14 protein-coding genes are annotated in these 16,070 nt (G+C 33.4%); 5 read left to right on the top strand and 9 right to left on the bottom strand.

Annotated features, from left to right (window positions below):
• Nucleotides 1-20: 20 nt before the first annotated feature.
• The 6 genes from P2W75_RS20020 to pyrR form a co-directional block, all read right to left on the bottom strand.
• The gene (locus P2W75_RS20020) at nucleotides 21-527 is read right to left on the bottom strand and encodes a CAP domain-containing protein (protein ID WP_207295474.1); all 507 of its coding nucleotides are present in this window, start codon (nucleotides 525-527) and stop codon (nucleotides 21-23) included.
• Between the two features lie 176 nt (nucleotides 528-703).
• Nucleotides 704-1,348: a pyridoxamine 5'-phosphate oxidase gene (pdxH, locus tag P2W75_RS20015; RefSeq protein WP_276381820.1), complete on the bottom strand. Its 645-nt coding sequence runs from the start codon at nucleotides 1,346-1,348 to the stop codon at nucleotides 704-706.
• Nucleotides 1,349-1,491: 143 nt separating this feature from the next.
• Nucleotides 1,492-2,397: a ribonuclease Z gene (locus P2W75_RS20010; RefSeq protein ID WP_276381819.1), complete on the bottom strand. Its 906-nt coding sequence runs from the start codon at nucleotides 2,395-2,397 to the stop codon at nucleotides 1,492-1,494.
• Nucleotides 2,398-2,492: 95 nt separating this feature from the next.
• Nucleotides 2,493-2,825, bottom strand: coding sequence for a ribonuclease Z (locus P2W75_RS20005; protein WP_276381818.1), 333 nt, complete (start codon nucleotides 2,823-2,825; stop codon nucleotides 2,493-2,495).
• Nucleotides 2,826-3,059: 234 nt separating this feature from the next.
• Nucleotides 3,060-3,986 (bottom strand): aspartate carbamoyltransferase catalytic subunit, encoded by a 927-nt coding sequence (locus P2W75_RS20000; protein ID WP_057120673.1) that lies wholly within the window; start codon nucleotides 3,984-3,986, stop codon nucleotides 3,060-3,062.
• Nucleotides 3,987-4,140: 154 nt separating this feature from the next.
• Nucleotides 4,141-4,680, bottom strand: coding sequence for a bifunctional pyr operon transcriptional regulator/uracil phosphoribosyltransferase PyrR (gene pyrR, locus P2W75_RS19995; RefSeq protein ID WP_144219125.1), 540 nt, complete (start codon nucleotides 4,678-4,680; stop codon nucleotides 4,141-4,143).
• A gap of 348 nt (nucleotides 4,681-5,028) precedes the next feature.
• On the opposite strand from pyrR, the gene P2W75_RS22610 reads away from it, so the two are divergent.
• From P2W75_RS22610 to P2W75_RS19980, 4 genes are all read left to right on the top strand, one after another.
• The gene (locus P2W75_RS22610) at nucleotides 5,029-5,532 is read left to right on the top strand and encodes an HNH endonuclease (RefSeq protein WP_373921652.1); all 504 of its coding nucleotides are present in this window, start codon (nucleotides 5,029-5,031) and stop codon (nucleotides 5,530-5,532) included.
• 161 nt (nucleotides 5,533-5,693) lie between these two features.
• Complete coding sequence (locus P2W75_RS19990) at nucleotides 5,694-6,080, top strand: AraC family transcriptional regulator (protein WP_276381816.1); 387 nt, start codon at nucleotides 5,694-5,696, stop codon at nucleotides 6,078-6,080.
• Nucleotides 6,081-6,132: 52 nt separating this feature from the next.
• Nucleotides 6,133-6,528: a VOC family protein gene (locus tag P2W75_RS19985; protein WP_276381815.1), complete on the top strand. Its 396-nt coding sequence runs from the start codon at nucleotides 6,133-6,135 to the stop codon at nucleotides 6,526-6,528.
• 740 nt (nucleotides 6,529-7,268) lie between these two features.
• Nucleotides 7,269-7,439 carry a hypothetical protein gene (locus tag P2W75_RS19980; protein WP_207295467.1) on the top strand — a complete coding sequence of 57 codons (171 nt, stop codon included), beginning with the start codon at nucleotides 7,269-7,271 and terminating at the stop codon, nucleotides 7,437-7,439.
• A 162-nt stretch (nucleotides 7,440-7,601) separates the two neighbouring features.
• On the opposite strand, the gene P2W75_RS19975 is transcribed toward P2W75_RS19980, so the two are convergent.
• Together P2W75_RS19975 and P2W75_RS19970 are read right to left on the bottom strand one after the other, a co-directional pair.
• Nucleotides 7,602-9,221, bottom strand: a complete 1,620-nt coding sequence (locus P2W75_RS19975) for an ABC-F family ATP-binding cassette domain-containing protein (protein WP_276381814.1) — start codon at nucleotides 9,219-9,221, stop codon at nucleotides 7,602-7,604.
• Nucleotides 9,222-9,491: 270 nt separating this feature from the next.
• Complete coding sequence (locus P2W75_RS19970; protein WP_276381813.1) at nucleotides 9,492-10,265, bottom strand: TlpA disulfide reductase family protein; 774 nt, start codon at nucleotides 10,263-10,265, stop codon at nucleotides 9,492-9,494.
• A gap of 201 nt (nucleotides 10,266-10,466) precedes the next feature.
• Between P2W75_RS19970 and P2W75_RS19965 the strand changes: the two genes are divergently transcribed.
• On the top strand, nucleotides 10,467-10,697 hold the full coding sequence (locus tag P2W75_RS19965; protein WP_207295464.1) for a hypothetical protein: 231 nt from the start codon (nucleotides 10,467-10,469) through the stop codon (nucleotides 10,695-10,697).
• 385 nt (nucleotides 10,698-11,082) lie between these two features.
• On the opposite strand, the gene chiA is transcribed toward P2W75_RS19965, so the two are convergent.
• Nucleotides 11,083-15,816, bottom strand: a complete 4,734-nt coding sequence (chiA, locus tag P2W75_RS19960) for a T9SS-translocated chitinase ChiA (protein WP_276381812.1) — start codon at nucleotides 15,814-15,816, stop codon at nucleotides 11,083-11,085.
• Nucleotides 15,817-16,070: the final 254 nt, after the last annotated feature.

The raw sequence follows: 16,070 nt of genomic DNA, 5'->3' as shown, positions 1-16,070 counted from the left end.
CCAGTTCAATGTACTATCGTTTAAATTTTTGCGAATATATTCGTGTAATATTTTCTACCTGCAGAATCAGTCGTAACTGAAATTCCAAAATGTGTATAATCTCCTTCGATATTTTCCTTATGCCCTTGACTTTCAAGCCATGCTTTTACAGCAGCTTCAGAAGTTTTGTAATTATAAGCAACATTTTCACCTACTTTTTTCGCACCTAGAACACTCATGATATTATTAGAACGTGCTGTAAAATCATTATGATTCACAACATTGTTTGCAATCATATATTGGTTGTGCTCTTCGCACTTAAATGAAATATGATTAATTTTTTCCAATGCTTTTAAACCAATACTAACTCGGTATTCATTTATTAACTGCATGGTTTCCAATTCAGAAGAATTGTATTCGTAGTTTGTTACTATTTTTTCCGTTGATGCATTATTTTCATTTTCAACTGCATCGGCATTATCAGCAGAGCATGAGCTCATTGTGACAGACATCACAATGAACATCATGGCGCACATAATTTTCTTCATAATCAAAAGTAGTTAAGTTCTAAAGTAAATGTTGGGGCAAATGCTTTAAATAGTATTATGTGACTAATTGCTCTTTAAATTTCTGGGTCAAACGTATTTAATTTACCGTTAAACTACAAAAATAATCGATGAAATACACTAAATATTTTTAAATAAAGATAAAATTCTTACAAATTTCAAGATGAAAGTCGTTCTATTTTCCATAAAAAATCGGATTGGCTTGTATAACGAATTCTGTCGTGTAATCTGTTGGGTCTTCCCTGCCAAAATTCAACTTGTAAAGGCGTTACAAGATATCCTCCCCAATTTTCAGGTCTTGGAATAGGTTTTCCTTCAAATTCGGCTTCAATCTTTTTTAAATTCTCTTCCAAAAAAGTTCTCGAAGGAATAACTTCACTTTGGTGAGAAACAATAGCACCTAATTTACTGCCATCCGGACGTGAGTTGAAATAATTATCAGAAATAATTTCAGACGTTTTTTGCGCTATTCCTTTTATAATCACCTGACGTTCCATTTCCTGCCAGAAAAATGACAAACAAACATTTGGATTTGCGTCAATTGCTTTTCCTTTTTCAGACTCATAATTGGTATAAAATATAAATCCTTCTTCAGAAAATTTCTTCAATAAAACCACACGAGATTTCGGAAAACCATCCAATCCAATTGTAGAAACAGTCATTGCATTCACTTCTCCGCTTCCGCCAAAATCTTCCACTTCATGAAACCATCGGTTAAAAAGATTAATTGGATCTTCTGGAATGTTAGTTTCCAGTAATTCACTTTTCTCGTATGATCTTCTGTAATTGCTTAAATCATTCATGATTTATTATTTTAGATTGTTGATTTTAGATATTAGATTTAGAAAATTCAACTCATAACCCATAACTCATAACCCATAACTCATAACTCAAAACTCATAACTCAAAACTCATAACTCAAAACTCATAACTCAAAACTCATAACTCAAAACTCAAAACTTACACCGTCATCCGCCAGCAGAACATTTGGAAATACTTCTTCTGCTTCTTTCTTAAATGGCTCTATACCATCATATCGTGTAGAATAATGCCCTAAAATCAATTGTTTTACATTCGCTTTTAAAGCTATTCTTGCTGCTTCTTTTGCTGTTGAATGTAGTGTTTTTTGAGCCAGTCCAGCTTCAGATTCCAAAAACGTAGATTCGTGATATAAAATATCTGTATTTTGAATAATTGGAATTACGTCTTCATGATAAACTGTATCAGAGCAAAAAGCATAACTCTTTGGAGGTGCAGGATCAAAAGTTAATTTTGCGTTTTCTATTACCGTTCCGTCATCAAGTTTGATATCGCCTCCGTTTTTTATTTTCTGATAATAAGCCACGTGAATATCATATTGCTGTACGGCCTCTACATTTAATTTTCTTTCATCTGGTTTTTCCTGAAAAAGATAACCATTTGTATACACACGATGTTTTAACGGAATGGTTGTTACAGTAACGCGATTATCTTCAAAAATCACTTCACTTTCTTTCGATTCTAATTCGTGGAAAAACAAAGAATAAGTTGTCCAAGATTCTGTCAATTTTAGCTGCAACAGAATCAGCTCTTTAATTCCTTTCGGGCCGTAAATATGTAAATCAGTAGTTCTTCCCAAAAGAGAAAAAGTCGAAATAGTCCCGATTAATCCATACAAATGATCCCCATGAAGATGGGAGATGAAAATATGATTGATTTTTGAGAATTTAATCTTATTTTTTCGAAGCTGTACCTGAGTTCCTTCACCGCAGTCAATTAAAAACAAACGGTTTTTAATTTCTAAAACCTGCGAAGTTGGGTTGGTAAGGGTTCTGGGAGTTGCGGCATAACAGCCAAGTATTGTTAATTTCATTTAGTGATTTTAGATTTTAGATTGCAGATTTTAGATTTATAAACATTTTAGATTTAGCATTCAAAAATCTAAAATCTAAAATCACAAATCTAAAATTAAAACCCTAGGTCTCTTTCAATTTCTTCCATTTCAATAATATCGTGAGCTTCCAAAAGAGAAGGAACAACAACTAGTTTATCTGAAATAGCATTAAAATCAAGATCAGTAGCAACAATTACAAACGATTTTTTTCCTTTTTTCTGAAGTTTAACAAGCGGTAAAAAAGCTTTTAAATCATTTTCCGAAATTTCCGTGTCTGATGACAAATCGATTATAACGTTGTGCTTTTCAAAGGTTTTAAATTGCTGCGTTACTTTTTCTACAAAGTCATTTAAATTACCCTGTGTGTCTTTAATTGTAACCGTATGTCCTTTTTGATCTACTTTCATTTTTTAATTTATGGGGCTAATATAAAAATTGATTTTTGAAGGCTAAGGTACGAAGTTTTTTATAGTTTTCAGTCGCATTCTCGGTTTTCAGTATTCAATGTCCGTTTACAGATTGTCAGGCTGAGCGAAGTCGAAGCCCTCATTTACAAAGACGCACTTATCGCAAAAGCCCTTCGACTTCGCTCAGTGCGACAACGTATAACTGAAAACTGTCAATGCGACTGAACACTAAACCTATTGAATTTTCGAAGCCAAAAGATAAATAACCGCCATTCTAATCGCTACACCATTCTCAACCTGATTCAAGATTACAGAATGATCAGAATCAGCAACTTCAGAAGTAATTTCTACTCCTCTGTTGATTGGTCCTGGGTGCATGATTACGATTTCTTTTCCTAGAGAATCTAAAAGAGGTTTGTCTACTCCGTACTGTTGTGCATATTCACGTGTTGATGGGAAGAAATTCACATCCATACGTTCGTTTTGTACACGAAGCATATTGGCCACATCACACCATTCTAAAGCTTTACGTAAATTAGGTTCAACCGTAACGCCAAGCGATTCGATATATCTCGGAATCAGCGTCTTTGGTCCGCAAACTTTTACTTCTGCACCTTGCATCTGCAAAGCATATATGTTGGATAAAGCTACTCTCGAATGCAGAATATCGCCCACAATCACCACTTTTTTCCCAGCTACATCACCTAGTTTTTCTCTGATCGAATAACTGTCTAATAAAGCTTGAGTTGGATGTTCGTGTGCACCGTCGCCTGCGTTTACAATACTCGCTTTGACATTTTTAGATAAAAAATAAGCCGCTCCGGGATTGGAGTGGCGCATTACAACCATATCCACTTTCATCGAAAGGATATTATTTACAGTATCAATCAAAGTCTCTCCTTTTTTAACTGATGACTGAGCTGCAGAAAAACTGATTACATCAGCAGATAAACGTTTCTGCGCCAATTCGAAAGAGAGTTTGGTTCTGGTACTGTTTTCGAAGAAAATATTAGCAATGGTAATATCTCGTAATGAAGGAACTTTTTTAATTGGCCTGTTAATGACTTCTTTAAAATGATCTGCCGTTTCAAAAATCAGGTTAATATCATTCTCATTGATATATTTTATTCCTAATAAATGATCTACGCTTAATTCTTTCATGTTTAATGTTTAACTGTTTATTTGTTGAATCGTTTAATCGTTACTTTGCGATTAAACAGTTAACCGATTTAACGATTAACTATTTTTATAATTTTTAATTGAGTAATCGAAATGAATCGATTAAACAATTAACCGATTAAACGATTAACCAAATTTAATTTGTCACTAAGTGAACAACATCTTCACCATCATTTTCTTTCCAGCTTACAATCACTTTTTCGCCATTAATGGCATCTACCTGACGACCGCGATAATCGGGCTGAATTGGTAAATGACGACTGAAACGTCTGTCAATTAAAACTAGTAATTCAATTTCTGAAGGTCTTCCGAAAGATTGAATAGCAGTTAACGCAGAACGAATGCTTCTACCTGTAAACAAAACGTCATCAATAAAAATGACTTTTTTGTCTTCAACTATAAAATTGATTTGAGTTTTGTTGGCTTCAAGTGGCTTTTCTGTGCGACGAAAATCATCTCTAAAAAAAGTGATATCCAAATAACCCAAAGAAATTTCAGGAACTTGGTATTCGTTTTCTAAAATTTGTTTTAAACGTTCAGCTAAAAAAACGCCTCTTGGCTGAATTCCCACTAAAATAGTATTTGAAAAATCAAGATGTTTTTCGATTAACTGACAAGCCAAACGGTGAAGTATGATAGTAACTTCTTTTGAATTAAGTAATACTTTCTGGCTCATAATTAATTGTAATGATTGGTCGGGCAAATATACGGAATCTGATTTTATTTGTTGGGGTGTTGGCGTTGGATTTTTTTTTAAAAAATAGAGTCAATCACTTGAAATAACAAATATATTTTTAATCTTTATAATACTAAATTCTTAATTTATATTTAGCAATTTTAGTTTAAAATATATTTAGCAAGTAATATTAACTGTTATCAAATACTAAAAATTATTCTATTATTCAATAAGAAACATATGAATGAAATATCAAGACGAATTACCAAAATCTTACGTGAATTAAATGGAACCGCGAGCTTATCTCAAATATATGAAAGACTTGAACATAAATATACCCAATAATATATACGGCAACAAATTCAAGCACATTCAAGCGACACATTAACTTATAATAATTATCCAAATAATGAAGACTTATTCTTTTCTGTAAATGGATTAGGGAATGGAATATGGGGTCTTAGAAATCATATTATTATCGATAATAATGTAATTAACGGCAATAAGAATCCAGGAAGAAAGTTAACAACTATAAATCGTATAATTCGAGACACAGCATTATCTAATGACATAAAAAGATTAGTCAATTATTGTTGTCAATTATGCGATATTACTATAAAACTACCTAATAATAGCTATTATATCGAGGCCCATCACATCAAACCTCTTGGAAGTCCATATAATGGACCTGACACTCGAGATAATATACTAATTGTTTGTCCAAATTGCCACATTAAATGTGATTATAAATTGATACAACTATCTCTTTCTATTATTTCGAACAACATTCAAAAAGTTAATGAGGAATATATTAATTTTTACAATAATGAATACAAAGTAGTAATTGATTGAAAACTTGTTCAAAAAACAACTCAAATAGAACAATATTTTATAAAAATTTATAATTCCATCTCCAAATCCTAAAACACTTACCTAAATTCTGCAACACATTTCTCTAGTTTTTAAGTACTTTTAAATCGAATTCAAGAACTCAAAAAACAGAGAAAAATAAAATGAATTTTTACCAACAAGAAATAAATCGCATCAGCAAAATCTGCTATAAAAACGAAGGACAAATTAAAACTGTAATTCGTACGAAGAAATTCATTGAAAACAACTTTGAACAAGAACTGAATTTGGATGTTCTTTCTGATTCTCAATTCACATCTAAATTCCATTTATTACGTTTATTTAAAAAATACTACGGCATGACGCCGATGCAATATTTGATTGATAGAAGAATAGAAAAATCTAAAGAATACTTACGAAATGGGATGCCTGTAACTCAAACTTGTTTTGCTGTTGGATTCGAAAGTCCGAGTTCGTTTAGTACTTTATTCAAAACCAAAATTGGAATCGCTCCAATGGAATTTCAAAAAAGAGCAATTTTCGCAAAGTGAATCGGAATTGATTTTACAAACTTTGCATCAATCAATTTAAAAACATAAAAAGATGAGAGTAAAAGTTATTGGAATCCCAGTTCAAGATCAAGAGATTGCATTACAATTTTATACAGTAAAACTAGGTTTTATAAAAAAACATGATGTGCCTTTGAGTGAAAACAATAGATGGTTAACAGTCGTTTCTAAGGAAGAGCAATTTGGAACTGAGATTTTATTAGAACCATCGCCAAATCATTTTGAACCAGCTAAAACGTATCAGAAAGCCCTTTTTGAAGCTGGAATTCCATACACACAATTCAACGTTGACAATATCGAAGAAGAATATAACCGACTTATAAATCTCGGCGTCGAATTTAGCATGAAACCCACTGAAATGGGAACGGTTAAAATTGCTATTTTAAATGATACTTGCGGCAATAATATTCAGCTAATTGAAATGTTGTAAAACCCAACAAATCGTATGAGAAAAAGTAGTAAACAATTTATATCTAAACCCAAAAATATTTTTCTATTAGACAGCTTTGGAGCTTTGCTTACTACTATTCTACTCTATTTTGTCCTCAGAAATTTCAATGATTTTTTCGGTTTATCAAAAGATGTTTTTGAATACCTTACAATTATTTCATTTACTTTTTTCATTTATTCGATAAGCTGTTATTTGCTGGTTAAGAAAAGCTGGAAATCATTTTTAAAAATAATATGTACAGCTAATATTCTTTATTCTCTTTTGACATTGGGAATTATACTTTATTATTGCCAAAGTATTTCAGTTTTTGGTATTGTTTATTTTTTAGCAGAAATTGTGGTCATTATAGGTTTGGTGTTTTTAGAAATAAAAACAATAAAACAACCGTGATACTTTTTAAAATTCCATAGGAATGAACAATTTTGTAGCAATGGATTTTAATCCGTTGTAAAATTTAACGATTAGAATAGAGTTCCGTCGGAACGATTCATTTTTATAAATATGTAAAAATATATCGAACCTACGGCTCTTTTTATCTTGCGATTTAATCTAACCGGATTAAAATCCGGCCCTACAATATTTTTCGAGCCGATGGCTCTTTTTTCCATTTCTTTCTATTGAAAGCCAAATCAAAATCCTAAAACATTTCCAAAAAATTCTATAACACATTTTCTTGATTCTTGAAGTAATTTTAATAATGAACTTAAAAACTCAAAATCATGCAAAATAAAATACTAAGATTGTTAATGGTATTCGTTATACTGTTTTCATTTACAAGCTGTGAAGTTATTGGAGACATTTTTAAAGCCGGAATGGGATTCGGGATTTTTATCGTAATTTTTATTATTGCGATTATCATTTGGATCTTTGCCAAGGTTTTCAGAAAATAAAAAACAAAAAAAATCCCAAATTCTATATTGAAATTTGGGATTTTTTATTTGTAGAACTTTATCAAAGTTTAAAACTTTGACAAAGTTGTAAGTTCAGTTTGGAATTTGGAATTTGGACTCGAGCGTTAGCGAACAGGCGAAGCAATTTCCAAAATTGTAATTTTATAGATTGTACATCTTCTTTCTTTGTTCCTGAATCTTTTCATCATCAAGATATTCGTCAAATGTCATGTAACGATCGATAACTCCGTTTGGTGTCAATTCCACAATTCTATTACCAACAGTTTGTGCAAATTCGTGGTCATGAGTTGTGAAAATTACAGAACCTTTAAAGTTTTTCAATGAGTTATTGAAAGCGGTAATAGATTCCAAATCTAAGTGGTTTGTTGGTTCATCCAGCATTAAAACGTTGGCACGCTCCATCATCATTCTAGAAAGCATACAACGTACTTTTTCTCCTCCTGATAAAACTCTTGATGTTTTTAAAGCTTCTTCTCCAGAGAAAATCATTTTTCCTAAGAAACCTCTAATAAATACCTCATCACGTTCTTCTTCTGTTTTAGCGTACTGACGTAACCAGTCTACTAAAGTTAAATCATTTTCGAAGTATTTGTGGTTTTCAGCTGGTAAATATGCTTGGTTGGTTGTAATTCCCCAATCGAAGTTTCCAGAATCTGCTTTTTGTTCGTTGTTTAAGATTTCATAAAAAGCTGTTGTAGCACGTGAATCTTTAGAGAAAAGAACGATTTTATCGCCTTTTGCCATATTTAAGTTAATATCCTTAAATAAAACTTCTCCGTCTACAGAAGCAGATAAGTTTTCTACGTTTAAGATTTGATCTCCGGCTTCACGATCCTGATCGAAGATAATCGCAGGGTAACGACGGCTTGAAGGTTTAATTTCTGAAATATTTAATTTCGAAATCATTTTTTTACGAGAAGTTGCTTGTTTAGATTTAGCAACGTTTGCACTAAAACGACGAATAAATTCTTCCAGCTCTTGCTTCTTCTCTTCTGCTTTTTTGTTTTGCTGCGCACGTTGTTTTGCCGCTAATTGGCTAGACTCGTACCAGAAGGTATAGTTTCCTGAATAATGATTGATTTTTCCGAAATCAATATCCGAAATATGTGTACAAACTGCATCTAAAAAGTGACGGTCGTGAGATACAACGATTACAGTATTTTCGTAATTTGCCAAGAAGTTTTCTAACCAAGCGATTGTCTCGAAATCCAAATCGTTGGTAGGCTCATCCATGATCAGCAAGTCTGGATTTCCGAAAAGTGCCTGCGCCAAAAGCACACGTACTTTCATTTTTCCTTCCATATCAGCCATTAAAGTATAATGATCTGCTTCTGTGATCCCTAAGTTAGATAACATCGCTGCAGCATCAGAATCAGCATTCCATCCGTTCATTTCTTCAAATTGAACTTGAAGCTCTCCAATTCGGTCTGCATTGGCATCATTATAATCTAAATAAAGTTCATCCATTTCTTTTTTAACAGCGTACAGCACTTTATTTCCCATTAAAACGGTTTCCAAAACAGTATGCTCGTCGAACATGTTGTGGTTCTGGTTTAAAACCGACATACGTTTGCCCGGCTCCAAATGGATGTGTCCAGAAGTTGGGTCGATATCGCCCGAAATAACTTTTAAGAAAGTTGATTTTCCAGCACCATTGGCTCCAATAACTCCGTAAATATTTCCATGAGTGAAAGTTGTATTTACTTCATCAAATAAAACTCTTTTACCAAATTGAACTGATAAATTATTGACTGTTAACATGAATGTCTTTTTAATTAATTTGGTGCAAAAGTAGTGAAAAAGGTTCTAAGTTGCAAAGATGCTAAGGTGCTAAGGTTTTTTTCTTTGAATGAGTATTTTCTCGCAAAGGCGCTAAGTTTTGTTCCATAACGTATGTCATCCTGAGCGAAGTCGAAGGACACACACTTTAAGCTAATAAGTACGAATCTAGCATGCAATCCTCCGACTTCGCTCAGGATGACAAAAATGGGGCTACTTTGCTTAAAAACTTAGCGACTTGGCGAGATTTAACTATAGCTTACTTTCATTCTCTAAAGCTACTTCTAAACTTTCGAAATTTGGAAGCACTTTTGAAATCATTCCTTCTTTGTTGATGATAAAATGTGTTGGAAACGAATTCAGCTGTAAAGCAGTATTCATATATTCTTTCATATCTGGAATTACAGAATAAGATAATGGTTTTCTTTCCAGAAATGTTTTTAATTGTTCTGGAGAATCTTCGGCTAAACTCATGAAAACAATGTCTTTTCTGTCTTTGTAATCTTCAACTAATTTATTGACTTGCGGAAATTCTCTAATACAAGGCGTGCAGTGAATGTACCAGCATTTTATTACGATGATTTTTCCTTTCATGGATTCATTGGTCACCAAATTTCCGTTTAAGTCTTTAAAAGAAAACTGCGGAAAAGCAGTTCCTTCCATTTTGAAGTTTTTGTACGCATCAAAACCTATTTGGTTAATGGTTGCTTTTATGCTTGTATCTGTTTTTGGCTGGATTTTAAAAAGTTTATAAACGTAAATTTCTGCTTCTGATTTTAATCGAACTGGAATGAAGTTTCCGTTTGCCAATTGATCTAAGAAAGTTTCTTTTGAGATTTCTTTTGATGATGAATCCAAAGCGGTAAAATCTCTGGAAAGCATTATTTTTTTACTTTGATAAACGGACCAATCTGTAAAAGTTTTTTGAATTTGAATGGGATCAACTTCTGGATTTCCGAATTTATTTTGAGCAAAAGAAGAAGTAGAAATTAGAAATGTAATTATTATAATGATTGAATTTTTCATGAAGATTTATGCGAAAATTATGGTTTCAAAAGTACGATTTTTTTTAACCGCAAAGACGCAAGGGTTTACGCAGAGTTCGCAAAAATTTTTAATCTAAAACATACTCAAAAATCTCCATAAAACAAACATTTATAAAGCTTTGACACAAATCTGTGTCACACTTTAAATAATTACTTTTTAAATTTGTAAAAAAACAACACAATGACTACACAAAACCTTTCAAACAAAATTGACGCCAGATTAAATGATTTTTTTACTGATAAAATCGATAGTAAAGAGATGGCAAAAATAATCCGAGAAGTAAATAATGCGCTTTCATTATGTGTTATGAGAGGATGTGAAACTATAGAATCTGAAATCAAGAATATTGATGATAATTTTTATTGGCTTAACAAACTTGCAGAAGTTTTAGATCCTTATTTGGAAACTTAATATTTATAAACTTCCATTGGATGAAAAAAATAGATTTTAACACATAGGATCATAGCTTTTGTTTTGAAAAAAGAGAGCGGAAGAAACAAGTTTCCAAACATAGCTAAACTATCTGCATTTAAATTAGTGAAACGTCTTTTTAAGTCCTCTAAACTATGCTTGTATGTGTTGAAAATAATTTCGCCGAACTGGTAAATCGAATTCTTTAAATAAAAAAACCTGGCAGTAAAACTACCAGGTTCATAATGCGCATCTTTAGGCAAAAACCAAATAACAAATTACCTAAAGCCGCATTTGTTCGAAATAAAAATCAGCTAAAAAATAAATAACCAAACTCAATTTTAACCGTCCCATCTTTTTATTTCTAATTTTTCAATCAATTCTTTTAGTTTAAAAAGTTCATTACTTTGAATGATTTTTTGTTTCCTGCTTTGTCTGTTACTACTACTAAAAACAATTGTTTAGATGAGAAACTATGACTTTGAAGCAGTACTTCTTTATTATTTTGAATATTTCTGTGGCTTACTAAATTTTGCCCTAAAACATTAAATACCTCAACCTGAGCGATTTCTTCATTTTCATTTGAAACTGATAATGCATTGTTTTTGAAATACGCTATCGTTGCATTGTTTTTTGAAGAAATATCCTCAAGCGCTAATGTTTTTGCTGCTGACTGCGAAGCGAAATAATTTGCATATGCTTTAGATAATTCAGATGAATTTCCGCAAGAAGATGCATCCCAGTTTACAGACCAAGTCATTAAACCTCTTAAAGAAGGATATGGTCCGCCTGGCTGCATAGTGTATGTTCTGCCAGAGAAAGTAGTTCCGGTTCTTAAATAATGCATTGCATTAATTCCTTCTGTTGGTGTTAGATAACCGCTTCCTGCCGCACTTGGACAAGCTGGTAGTGCAATAAGGACTTTTGAGGCTGGAAGACCATCAAAATGCATTCCTGTTGAAGCAATGTTATATCCTTTTATAATCATATCAGTTAGAGCTGTTACCATGTTTGACTTCTTAGCTGTGCCATAATATTGGCCGTCTAATCCGTTTTCTCCTCCTGTATTGTACAATTGTACTGCTAACAAATCCAATTCATTACGTAAGTTTTGAATAATTGGAAGGAACGAGCCAAAAGTATCTGTATAAGTAGTATATCCTCCTTGAACATATTGTGTTTCTGGAGCTGCAGTTAACAAGAATCCAGGACCGTAATACGCTTTTAATTCTTTGAAAGCATCTACTACGTTTTTCAATCTTGGATAAGCAGAAATACCTGCATAAGAAATATCTCTTAAACCTCCAGCGCTAAAATTCATCGATCCGCCTTCAAAATCAATATCAACTCCATCAAACTGATATTCATCGATAATTGCTTTTAGACCATTAACGAAAATATTTTTCTGAGTTACATTTTCTAAAACAACATGACCATTTTGACCTCCAATAGAAACAATAACCGGAACACCGCTGTCTCTTAAGGATTTAATATCATTTTTCAGCAATTGCTTATTGAAAACACCATTAGTCAAATATCTAGTGTCATTCGTAGTCAATACTGGTGTATAACCATCACGATTAACGGTTTCTACGAAAGAATAATCCACTACGTTAAATTTACTTCCCACCATTTGAGAGAAATATAAAAATGGAGCAGATGCATTTTCCCAAGAATGTGCATACCCTAAAATAATTTTAGAAGGAAGCGGAATGAATCTATTAGTGCTTACCGGAGCAATTTTAATAGTATTGTTTAAAGTAGTAACAGCAGCTTTATTATCGGTTGCTTTGATTACAACTGGATAATCTTGATAAGCAGATGGTGTAAAATTATACGTATAGGTATTATTTGTACCTGCTGTCATGTTAAACGTACCTCCATTTATGGTAATTGTAACACCAGAAACAGTACCATCGCTATCTACAGCTGTAACTGAAATTGGCACAAATTGAAAAGAGCTTTGGGTAACAGTAGTATTCGATGGTGAATTCCATGTAATTACAGGCAGTGAATTAGGACAGTTTGAACCTGAACAATTTAGTGTAAAACTATATGTTTTTGCATCTGTTGTTCCGTTTGATGCTGTAGCCGTAACAGTTAAAGTATGAGAAGCCGAAAACTGATTTGCTGCTGGTGTCCAAGTCGATGTATAAGTACCTGAAGAATTTGTAGCACTTATGGTTTGTCCATCTAAACTAAATACAACAGATGATATTGTAGTGGCGTCTGCAGCGCTTAATCCAACAGTTGCCACAAAATTAATTGATGATCCTAAATTTATAGCAATCGCCGAAGCTGTTGGTGCTGTAATGGTTACGACTGGTTTAGTTGCAACCGTAGCTTGTCTATTAAAATTATAAGTTGTTGGACTTGTTGGAACTGCAAAGTTGGCCAAATTATTTGGGTAATACGTTACTTCACCATTTTCCCATGAATTTAATTTCAAACTTAAAATTTGCGTATAACCTGCTACAACTGAATTATCAAAAGTATAATTTCCTGATGCATCTGTTGTGGCTAAAACGCTTTTCCAGTTGTGTGTGTTATCTGTCCAAGGCAAAACAATTTCTACTTTTGCACCTGCAACCGGAGTTGTTCCGTTTTTAACACTTCCGCTGATTAAGTTTGCCAAAACCTGTGCAGATTTTGCTGTTGAGCTTGTATTAAAGTTGTAAACCGTTGGATTTGCAGGAACTGCGAAGTTGGCCAGATTGTTTGGATAATACGCTACTTCTCCATTCTGCCATGTGTTTAGTTTTAAACTTGTAATTTGCGTATAACCATCAGTAACTGAATTATCAAAACTGTATTTTCCTTGTGCATCTGTTGTTGCCAGAACACTTTTCCAGTTATGCGTATTATCTGTCCAAGGTAAAACGATTTCTACCTTAGCGCCTGCAACTGGATTTGCACCATTTTTAACCGTTCCGCTAATTTTACTTGAACTTACTATAACATCTTGTGCGAAGTTCAATGTTTTATTTGCATTCAGATTCGAATATACTGTTGAAGCCGGAGTAAAAGTTTGTCCTGTTAAAGCAGCTGTTACCGTATAATTTCCTCCTGAAGGTAAACTTAAAGAATAGGCACCACTTGAATTTGTAACAGCTGTGAAGTTTCCTCCTGTTGAAGATGCTGTAACTGTTACACCAGAAACTGCAGTTGTTCCGTTAAGAACTGTACCGCTTACTGTGTAGTAAACTATTGCTGCGCCTTGTGTAAAATTCAATGTTTTGTTTGCATCAATTGCATTGTAAACTGTTGATGCTGGAGTATATGAAAATCCAGTTTTTGCAGCTGTAACGTTGTAATTTAGTCCAGCTGTTAAACCTGCAACACTGTAAACACCGCTTGCATTTGAAGTTGCTGTTAATGTTGTACTGCCAGAAACCGCAGAAACGGTTACACCAGAAACTGGAGTTGTTCCGTTAAGAACCGTTCCGCTTACTGTATATGTTGGCTGTGTTCCGTTAATTACAACAGCAGTCTGGTTTACCGTAACATTTGTTAACGTTACTGGAGTAAAAGTATAACTGCTTTTTGATGCTGTAAGTGAATAGTTTTGTCCCGAAGTTAAGCTGTTGAATGTAAAGTTTCCTGTTGCAGAAACTATTGTTTGAATCACAACATTAGAAGCATTACGTAATTCTACCGTAACATCGGTTATTAAAGCCGATCCGTTTTTAACCGAACCCGAAATGCTTACTGTTCCTGGAACAGCGCTTCCAAATGAAGTATCTACCTGAGTTAATAATGAATTAGGGATTGAACCTCTCGTATCTTGAGATAATTCCCAAATCATACCCCCAGCTAAATTTCTAGATTTAATGTATTGCACTTTTAAATCCATGGATTGTTTATCTTCATAAGAGATAAACTCTTTTGTTGTAGCATTATATAAATAAGGAACTTTTGTGGTATTGTCAAAATATCTTACCCATCCGGCTGAAGCTGCAGATGGCGTTACTAACATCGTATTTGGATCTAAATAAGGATGTGAATTCGTAACTGGATTTCCAACTAAATCGCAAATTTCGATACTTCCAGATTTCTCACAAGCACCAGAACCATCCCATGTTCCTGTTGGATTCTGCGGGTTAGTACATCCTCCCACAATATCTCTTGGAGCAGAAACGAATAATCCGTTTGTTGAGTTAGCAGCAACGTGATCGAATTTTTTTCCGTAAAAAGGCAGTCCCATGATTAATTTATTAGCAGGAAAACCAATTACGTTTAAATATTGATTAGTTAATTCGTCTAATGATTCTGATTGTGTTGCACCATACAATGGATCGTTTGGATTTCCACTTGCGTATAAAGGAGCATTGTAGCATGTTTTATCATACCAGTTTCCACCAAAATCATATCCGAAATAGGTAATATAATCACAGTAAGTCGAAATATCTTCGGTCATACCATATTGTGCTCTATTGTTTGGCCCTAAATACTGTTTTGAAACGTTTCTAACATTGTTTCCTGCAGCAATAGTAACTAGTTTATTCGGCATTGCCTGACGCATGGCTTTCAGCAGAAGAACTAAATTTTTATTATCATCTGGGCTGTATTTTTGTGGAGGCACAGGTGATCCATTTACTATCTCCGTTCCATCAGTTCCGCCAGAAAGAGGATATTCCCAATCAATATCGAAACCATCAATAAACGGATAAGTCACAATGAAGTTTGCCATATCTGCTGCCAAAGCGGCTCTTGCAACCGGGCTGGCTGCAATTGGAGAAAGATCCTGACCTTTTGTCCATCCTCCCACAGATATTAAAATTTTAAGATGAGGATACTTTTCTTTTAATTTTTTCAAATCATAAAAGTTTCCTTTAACCGGAGCATCCCAAGGAATTCCGCCTTCCATATGCTCAAAATCAGCATACGTGTCAAGGCATTTTAATTTTGTGTTCTCAGGATGAGCGGGATCAAAAGTGGTCCCGTAAAAAGAATAATTTAAATGCGTCAATTTGCTTCCATCAATTTTCGGAACGTTGAAATCCCGGGCATAAATAGACCATTGCGCATAATATCCCACTACTTTTTTTCCGTGAGCCGGCTGGGCTAACGCGAGTAAGGGAAACAATAACAAAAAGAGTAATCTGTAATAATGTTTCATAATTAATAAATATTGGTTAATAGAAAATAAATACTTGGGCCATAGCTGTTTATTTATCAGCCAGGTTTCACTCAACTGCAGGTTGGAAGGCTGCTGTTGGTTGGAAATAAACTCAAATTACATTCTATAGATAAATATTACTATTTCTGATTCATTCGTAATCATTAGCAAATAGCAGTGATTGATATTTATTTATAATTCTAAAAATTAATCGTAAATACAAATGATAAATTTGGGACTACTCATCAATCTAT

The organism is Flavobacterium sp. H4147 (assembly GCF_029360735.1).
GTDB classification, from domain to species: Bacteria; Bacteroidota; Bacteroidia; order Flavobacteriales; family Flavobacteriaceae; genus Flavobacterium; species Flavobacterium endoglycinae.
The sequence above is the reverse complement of the archived record's forward strand: the minus strand, read 5'-3'. Positions and strand labels throughout refer to the sequence as shown.

Excerpts from the sequence above, each read along its gene's own strand:
- chiA (WP_276381812.1), bottom strand. The coding sequence starts at position 15,816 with ATGAAACATTATTACAGATTACTCTTTTTGTTATTGTTTCCCTTACTC.
- pyrR (WP_144219125.1), bottom strand. The coding sequence starts at position 4,680 with ATGAGCCAGAAAGTATTACTTAATTCAAAAGAAGTTACTATCATACTT.
- P2W75_RS20010 (WP_276381819.1), bottom strand. The coding sequence starts at position 2,397 with ATGAAATTAACAATACTTGGCTGTTATGCCGCAACTCCCAGAACCCTT.
- P2W75_RS19990 (WP_276381816.1), top strand. The coding sequence starts at position 5,694 with ATGAATTTTTACCAACAAGAAATAAATCGCATCAGCAAAATCTGCTAT.
- pdxH (WP_276381820.1), bottom strand. The coding sequence starts at position 1,348 with ATGAATGATTTAAGCAATTACAGAAGATCATACGAGAAAAGTGAATTA.
- P2W75_RS19965 (WP_207295464.1), top strand. The coding sequence starts at position 10,467 with ATGACTACACAAAACCTTTCAAACAAAATTGACGCCAGATTAAATGAT.
- P2W75_RS19980 (WP_207295467.1), top strand. The coding sequence starts at position 7,269 with ATGCAAAATAAAATACTAAGATTGTTAATGGTATTCGTTATACTGTTT.
- P2W75_RS20005 (WP_276381818.1), bottom strand. The coding sequence starts at position 2,825 with ATGAAAGTAGATCAAAAAGGACATACGGTTACAATTAAAGACACACAG.
- P2W75_RS20000 (WP_057120673.1), bottom strand. The coding sequence starts at position 3,986 with ATGAAAGAATTAAGCGTAGATCATTTATTAGGAATAAAATATATCAAT.
- P2W75_RS19975 (WP_276381814.1), bottom strand. The coding sequence starts at position 9,221 with ATGTTAACAGTCAATAATTTATCAGTTCAATTTGGTAAAAGAGTTTTA.
- P2W75_RS19970 (WP_276381813.1), bottom strand. The coding sequence starts at position 10,265 with ATGAAAAATTCAATCATTATAATAATTACATTTCTAATTTCTACTTCT.
- P2W75_RS20020 (WP_207295474.1), bottom strand. The coding sequence starts at position 527 with ATGAAGAAAATTATGTGCGCCATGATGTTCATTGTGATGTCTGTCACA.
- P2W75_RS19985 (WP_276381815.1), top strand. The coding sequence starts at position 6,133 with ATGAGAGTAAAAGTTATTGGAATCCCAGTTCAAGATCAAGAGATTGCA.